This is a genomic window from Mesorhizobium sp. M1B.F.Ca.ET.045.04.1.1, from assembly GCF_003952465.1.
In the GTDB taxonomy this organism is placed as follows: domain Bacteria; phylum Pseudomonadota; class Alphaproteobacteria; order Rhizobiales; family Rhizobiaceae; genus Mesorhizobium; species Mesorhizobium shonense.
On record NZ_CP034448.1, the window covers coordinates 2,748,720 to 2,754,710 of the forward strand.

Consider the following 5,991-nt stretch of genomic DNA (forward strand, 5'->3'; position numbering starts at 1 on the left):
ACGATGAAGGCCGTACGTCTTCATGCACCCGGCGACCTGCGGGTGGAGGACATCGCCGAGCCGGGTGCTCCCGACGCGGGCTGGGTAAAGCTCAGGGTCGATGCCGCGGGCATCTGCGGCTCCGATCTGCACAATTTCCGCACCGGCCAATGGATAAGCCGTTCGCCCTCGACGGCCGGCCATGAGCTGACCGGAACGGTGATCGGCGTCGGGCAAGGGGTAGATACCGTCGCCATCGGCGACAGGGTGGTCGCCGACTCCCGCTTCTGGTGCGGGGAGTGCGCGCAATGCCATGCCGGCAGGCGGCATCTTTGCTGGTCGCTGGGCTTCGTTGGCGAGGTCTGCGACGGCGGATTCGCCGAAGAGACGGTGCTGCCGGCCCGGCTGCTGCATGTCGTCGACGCCGCGCTCGACGAGCGGGTCGCCGCGATGGCCGAACCGCTCGCGGTGGCGCTGCATGCCGTGCGGCGCCTGCCGAAGACGGCGGGCTCGGTCCTTGTCGTCGGCTGCGGGACGATCGGCGGTCTGGCAGCGCTGCTGCTCTCCCGGACGTTTGCCGGTACCGTCCTCATCGCCGATCGCAACAAGCCTAGATGCGATCGGGTTGCGCGGGTGACGGGCGCCACGATCGTCGATCTTGACCGCAAGGCCATCGCCTCGGCGACCGCGGACTCGCCCTTGCTCGCGGCCGTCGAAGCAACCGGCAGCATCGCTGCGCTCAACCAGCTGCTCGGCGTTCTCGGTCCCGGCGGCACGGTGGCAGTGGTCGGCATTTTCCATGGCCGGCTCGACATCGATCCCAACATCCTGGTCGAACGCGAGATCGGATTGCTTGGATGCAATGCCTTCGCGGACGAGCTTCCCGACGCCGTCCGGATGCTGCCCGAACTGGCCGAGCCGCTCCTCAGCCTGATCGATCGGGAGATCGGCCTGGACGATGTTCCTTCGGCCTATCATCGGCTGTTGGCGGGCCAAGGCGACGGCTTGAAAACGATCGTCCGGATGCGGCAACCTGGCGGCCACAATGACGGGGGAGGACGTTGAGATGAACAATCTGCCGAATACGGCCAGCCCGCTCTACGAAAAGGTCAAGGACTACATCCTGACGAACATCGGAACCGGCCGGTGGAGCAAGGATCGGAAGCTGCCGTCCGAAAACGAATTCGTGGCCGCGCTCGGCGTATCGCGCATGACGGTTCACCGCGCCTTGAGGGAGTTGACCTCGGCGGGGATCCTGATCCGGCTCCAAGGTGTCGGAACATTCATCGCGCCGCCGCGGCCGCAATCGACGCTGATCGAGATCAACAACATCGCGGCCGAGATTGTCGCGCGCGGCAACAGGCATCGCTCGCAGGTTCTGGTCCTCGAAAAGGTCATGCCGACAAAGGAGATGGCGCTCTCGTTCGAGTTCGCGAAGCGCGCGGCGGTCTATCATTCCGTTGTCGTCAACTTCGAGAACGACCTGCCGGTGCAACTGGAGGAGCGTTTCGTCAATCCGAGCTTGATACCCGACTATGACAAGCAGGACTTCTCGAAGACGGCGACTTACGATTATTTGATGCAGAAGACCCCTGTGACGGAAGTCGAGCACATCATCTCCGCCATTGCGGCCGATGCCGAAACGGCGGGCCATCTCGGTATCGATGCCGGCAACTGCTGCCTGCTTCTGCACCGCCGGACCTGGACGGGCGCGGTCGTGGCGACGATCAGCAAGCTTACCTATGTCGGCAGCCGCTACTCGCTCGGCAGCCGCTACTCGCCTTCCAAGCACAACTGATCGCGAAAGGACGAGTTTAGGTCCAAAGAGCCCGGGGCGACCTGACCTGTTGGAGGGCGTGGAAATCAGCAGGGCAACTTGTATATGCATGTATGTATTTGCGCCTTGACATCCTTTGTCGCCGACGTTGAATATGCTTGCGCCTCCGCTGAAGTGGCAGGTAAGCCGCCACGGCACAGTGCTGCAAGAACTGAAGCCCGCATTCTCACCGGGCCGTAAAGCCTGGTTCAAAAAATCGCTCTGACCATCAAGGGGAACAAGAAGATGATGCGTAACCCGGTAGGACAATTTCGTGCGCTCCTGGTGGCTGCGGCCATCGGACTCGCCGCGGCTCCGGCAGCCCAGGCGGCCGATGCGGCCGTTCCCACGACGCCTGAGGCGGGATCGTTCAAGATCGGCATCGAGCCTTGGCTGGGATACGGCCAGTGGCACGTGGCGGAGGCCAAGGGGCTGTTCAAGGCAAGCGGGCTGTCGGACGTGCAGATCGTCAATTTCGCGGAGGACAAGGACATCAACGCCGCCCTCGCGAGCGGCCAACTCGATGCCGCAAACATTGCGACCCACACGGCCATGGGCATGGTCGCGGCCGGCCTGCCGGTGAAGATCGTGCTTCTGCTCGATGTCAGCATGACGGCCGACGCCATGATCGCCGGCAAGGAAATCGCTTCCATCAAGGACCTCAAGGGCAAGCAGGTCGCCTTCGAGGAAGGCACGACGAGCGACATCCTGCTCAAATACGCGCTCGCCAAGAACGGCATGTCGATCGCCGATGTCCAGCCGGTTCCGATGCCGGCGGCGGATGCCGGCAGTGCGTTGATCGCCGGCCGTGTCCCGGTCGCGGTCACCTATGAACCCTATCTCACCACGGCCAGGGCGCAGAACAAGGATGTCAAACTGCTCTTCACGGCGGGCGAGGATCCCGGCCTGATCAGCGACGTGCTGGTGGTGCGCGACGAGGTGATCAAGTCGCGGCCCGGCCAGGTGCTTGCCATGATCAAGGCCTGGGATGCGGCGCTGAAGGATTACAAGGCCGACACCGCGGGTGGCCGCGCCATTATTTCCAAGGCGGTCGGCTCCAGCGTCGAGGATCTCAACACCGCTTTTGACGGCGTGCGCTACTATTCCCTCGCGGAAAACAAGAATGCGCTGACCGGCGAATTTTCCACCAGGACGTTCGCCGACGTCGAGGCGGCCGCCAAGAATGCCGGATTGCTCCAGGCCGACGTGACGCCGGAGCAGATGATCGATCCGGCCTTCGTCAAGGCCGCGCAATGATCGAGGCCGGGTCGCGGTGGTAGCGCAGATGTCCGAGCAGCCTGCCACCAAGACGAGCCCGGCCCGCTCGGCATCCGGGCCGGTTGCCAAACAGGCAGTGCGGCACCGCCGATCCTCCGGGATCGGCGCGCCTATCGCGAAATCGAGCTTCCTGATGATCGCCGTGGCCGTCTTTGCCGGCCTTGGCCTCGCCTGGTGGGCAGCAACCGGCCTGGGACTGGTGAAGCCCATCTTCCTGCCATCGCCTGGAAGCGTGGCGGTTCAGCTCGGCAAGCTCTGGAGCGACGGCACATTGTGGCTGGACCTTAAGGCCTCGATATACCGTATCTCGATCGGCTTTCTCATCGCCTCGGCGCTGGCTATCCCGATCGGCGTGCTGATCGGCAGCTTCAGGGCCTTTGAAGCGGCCATCGAGCCGCTCGTTGACTTCATCCGTTACATGCCCGTGGTGGCGTTCGTGCCCCTCTCGATCCTGTGGGCGGGAACAGGCGACGTTCAAAAATTCCTCATCATCTTCATCGGAACATTCTTCCAGCAGGTGCTGATGATCATGGACAACGTGAAACGGGTTCCAACGGACTTCGTCGGTCTCGGCAGGACGCTCGGGCTGCCGGACCGCAAGATCCTGACGCGCATCGTCGTTCCCAGCGCCCTGCCGGGCATCTGGGATACCCTGCGCATCAGCCTCGGCTGGGCATGGACCTGGCTGGTGCTGGCGGAGCTCGTCGCGGCCACATCCGGCCTCGGCTACCGCATCACCGTGTCCCAGCGCTATTTCCAGACCAACACGATAATCGGCTATATCCTTTTGCTGGGCGTGCTCGGCCTCATCACCGACCAGGTCATGAAGGCGCTGGGCAAGGTGCTGTTCCGGCAGGATAGCCGCTCGTAATGAGGTGCGGCCGATGAGCTCCCCCAAACTGCGCATTGCAGGCCTGCACAAGAGCTTCGGCGTAGGCGCACAACGCACCGAGGTGCTGCGGGACATCAATCTCGATCTTGCCGACAACGAATTCGTATCGCTGGTGGGCATATCGGGCTGCGGCAAGAGCACGCTGCTGTCGATCGTTGCCGGATTGCAGGATTTCGACGCCGGCGAGCTCGACATTGACGGCTCGCCAATCCTGCAGCCGGGCCTCGACCGCGGCGTCGTCTTCCAGTCCTATACGCTGCTGCCTTGGCTGACCGCGCAGCAGAACATCGAGTTTGCCCTCAAGGCCGCGGGTCACGATCGCTCGACCTGCCGCGATATCGCACGCCAGCATCTCGAGCTCGTCAAGCTGTCGGACAGCGCCAATCGCTACCCGGCTGAACTTTCGGGCGGCATGAAGCAGCGCGTCGCCATAGCGCGCGCTCTCTCCTATCGGCCCAAGATGCTGCTGATGGACGAACCCTTCGGCGCGCTCGACGCTTTGACCAGGCATCAGATGCAGGAGCTGCTCACGCAAATCTGGGAAGAGCACAGGCTAACTGTGCTTTTCGTCACCCATGACGTCGAGGAGGCCGTCTATCTTTCGGACCGCATCGTCGTGATGGGCATCGGCCCGGGCCGCATCATGCGGACCTTCAACGTCGACATCGAGCGCCCGCGGCGGGAAGATGTCATGGAAAGCGCGGGCTTCATGGACCTGCAGCGCAATGTCCACAAGGCGATCCGCGAGGCTTCCAGACGTCCCGAAATGGCGTAGACACGGCGCCATTTTGCGTGACTTGCCCAAGCCCATCGGTGAAAACGCGCAGTTTCTGTCGAACTGCTAACCGTATCTGGGTGAAATCCGTACGGTTGTCAGGCAGCCCTTTGATTGAAACGGCGGCCGTTGTCGTGATGGTGGAGTTCGTAAAACTGAGTTGTCCGTAGGGCATCCAGTTTGGCTAGGGGTTCTTGAAAGCTTTTCGAACTTTCTGCCATGCTGCGCCAGCCGAATTGCGCGTGCTCGCGAGCGGGGCCGGAACATGAAAACTGCCCTGTAGGGTTCGATCTCCTGCTGGGTCTAGAGTGTCTTCAGCGCCTCGAACTCGGGGAACGGTTCAAATCTTTATTTGAGGCAGGTCGTAGGCGGGCGCAGCCGCATCAACGCGATCACGTTCAATCCGATGTAGCTCGGCTGAGATAGACGGTGCTCCAGTGGACGATGGCACTGACCACCAGATTGAGTGCTGACGCCCAGAATACCCGACTGTAGCAGGACAGATCACCGATTTTACCGCGCTCGGGGAAGAAGACGGCGCGCTTGAGCTTGTGGGCTGCTTCTCCCTTGTTTGGACCGGCTCGGCGGCGTCGGCGCACCGAGCAAGCTGCGCGATATCGCGTCGGATTTGATCCCTCCGGAGTGGGTCGGTTGGCGATCTACTCAACCTTGCTCTGGCCTTATCGAGCCCTCGGCGACGAGCTCAACAGTGGAAAAGAAACGCACTTGACGCCCGGTCGTCAGCGGCCATTTCGTTATTCGAAATATAATACCGTATATCTCTCGATGAGGGACCGTTAAATTCGAATGATAACTTTATTTAATATTGTTGAATTGTGTAAAAATGGCAAGAAATTGGCTGAAGGGTAGATTATTGCCATAGCGCGACAGGGTTTCGCGTGGTACAAGGCAATCTTTCGTATCTTACCGGGGGGGCTTGAGATGCTGCGTCCATTCGTTGTGGGTTCGTCATCGGCGCGGGAAACGGTACAAGAATCCGGAAATGCCGGAAGAAGCATGTGGGCGCGGCTGCTGGGATGGGGCAGGAAGCGCAAGGCAAACCGGAATCCACGCTCTGCAACCAGTCATCTCCAAGGCCTCAGGTTGGAGCCATTGGAGCCGCGTTTTCTGCTCTCGGCCGACATTATCCCCTTCCGGGTTGATATGATGGGCGATGCCAGCGGCGCTCATTATTCTTTGAAATACGACAATCTTATACAGTCAGTTCAGGTCTTCGACGACCGAAGCGGT

The 5,991-nt window shown here is 61.5% G+C and carries 5 protein-coding genes and 1 pseudogene; 5 read left to right on the forward strand and 1 reads right to left on the reverse strand.

The window, feature by feature from the left end; translation table 11 throughout:
- Window positions 1-3 precede the first annotated feature (3 nt).
- The 5 genes from EJ071_RS13430 (at window position 4) to EJ071_RS13450 (ending at window position 4,740) form a co-directional block, all read left to right on the forward strand.
- Entirely contained in the window at window positions 4-1,044 is a 1,041-nt protein-coding gene (locus EJ071_RS13430; RefSeq protein WP_126098300.1) for an alcohol dehydrogenase catalytic domain-containing protein, read from the forward strand.
- Between the two features lies 1 nt (window position 1,045).
- Window positions 1,046-1,777, forward strand: a complete 732-nt coding sequence (gene hutC, locus EJ071_RS13435) for a histidine utilization repressor (RefSeq protein ID WP_126098301.1) — start codon at window positions 1,046-1,048, stop codon at window positions 1,775-1,777.
- Between the two features lie 267 nt (window positions 1,778-2,044).
- On the forward strand, window positions 2,045-3,052 hold the full coding sequence (locus EJ071_RS13440) for an ABC transporter substrate-binding protein (RefSeq protein ID WP_126102567.1): 1,008 nt from the start codon (window positions 2,045-2,047) through the stop codon (window positions 3,050-3,052).
- A gap of 154 nt (window positions 3,053-3,206) precedes the next feature.
- Window positions 3,207-3,944, forward strand: a complete 738-nt coding sequence (locus tag EJ071_RS13445; protein ID WP_189521541.1) for an ABC transporter permease — start codon at window positions 3,207-3,209, stop codon at window positions 3,942-3,944.
- A 13-nt stretch (window positions 3,945-3,957) separates the two neighbouring features.
- Complete coding sequence (locus tag EJ071_RS13450) at window positions 3,958-4,740, forward strand: ABC transporter ATP-binding protein (protein ID WP_126098303.1); 783 nt, start codon at window positions 3,958-3,960, stop codon at window positions 4,738-4,740.
- Window positions 4,741-5,144: 404 nt separating this feature from the next.
- Here the strand turns inward: EJ071_RS13450 and EJ071_RS13455 are convergent.
- Window positions 5,145-5,357 (reverse strand): annotated as a pseudogene (locus EJ071_RS13455) (Tn3 family transposase); the annotation flags it as partial.
- Between the last annotated feature and the right edge of the window lie 634 nt (window positions 5,358-5,991).

Coding starts and splice junctions, on each gene's coding strand:
- EJ071_RS13430 (WP_126098300.1), top strand. CDS start 4: ATGAAGGCCGTACGTCTTCATGCACCCGGCGACCTGCGGGTGGAGGAC.
- hutC (WP_126098301.1), top strand. CDS start 1,046: ATGAACAATCTGCCGAATACGGCCAGCCCGCTCTACGAAAAGGTCAAG.
- EJ071_RS13440 (WP_126102567.1), top strand. CDS start 2,045: ATGCGTAACCCGGTAGGACAATTTCGTGCGCTCCTGGTGGCTGCGGCC.
- EJ071_RS13445 (WP_189521541.1), top strand. CDS start 3,207: ATGATCGCCGTGGCCGTCTTTGCCGGCCTTGGCCTCGCCTGGTGGGCA.
- EJ071_RS13450 (WP_126098303.1), top strand. CDS start 3,958: ATGAGCTCCCCCAAACTGCGCATTGCAGGCCTGCACAAGAGCTTCGGC.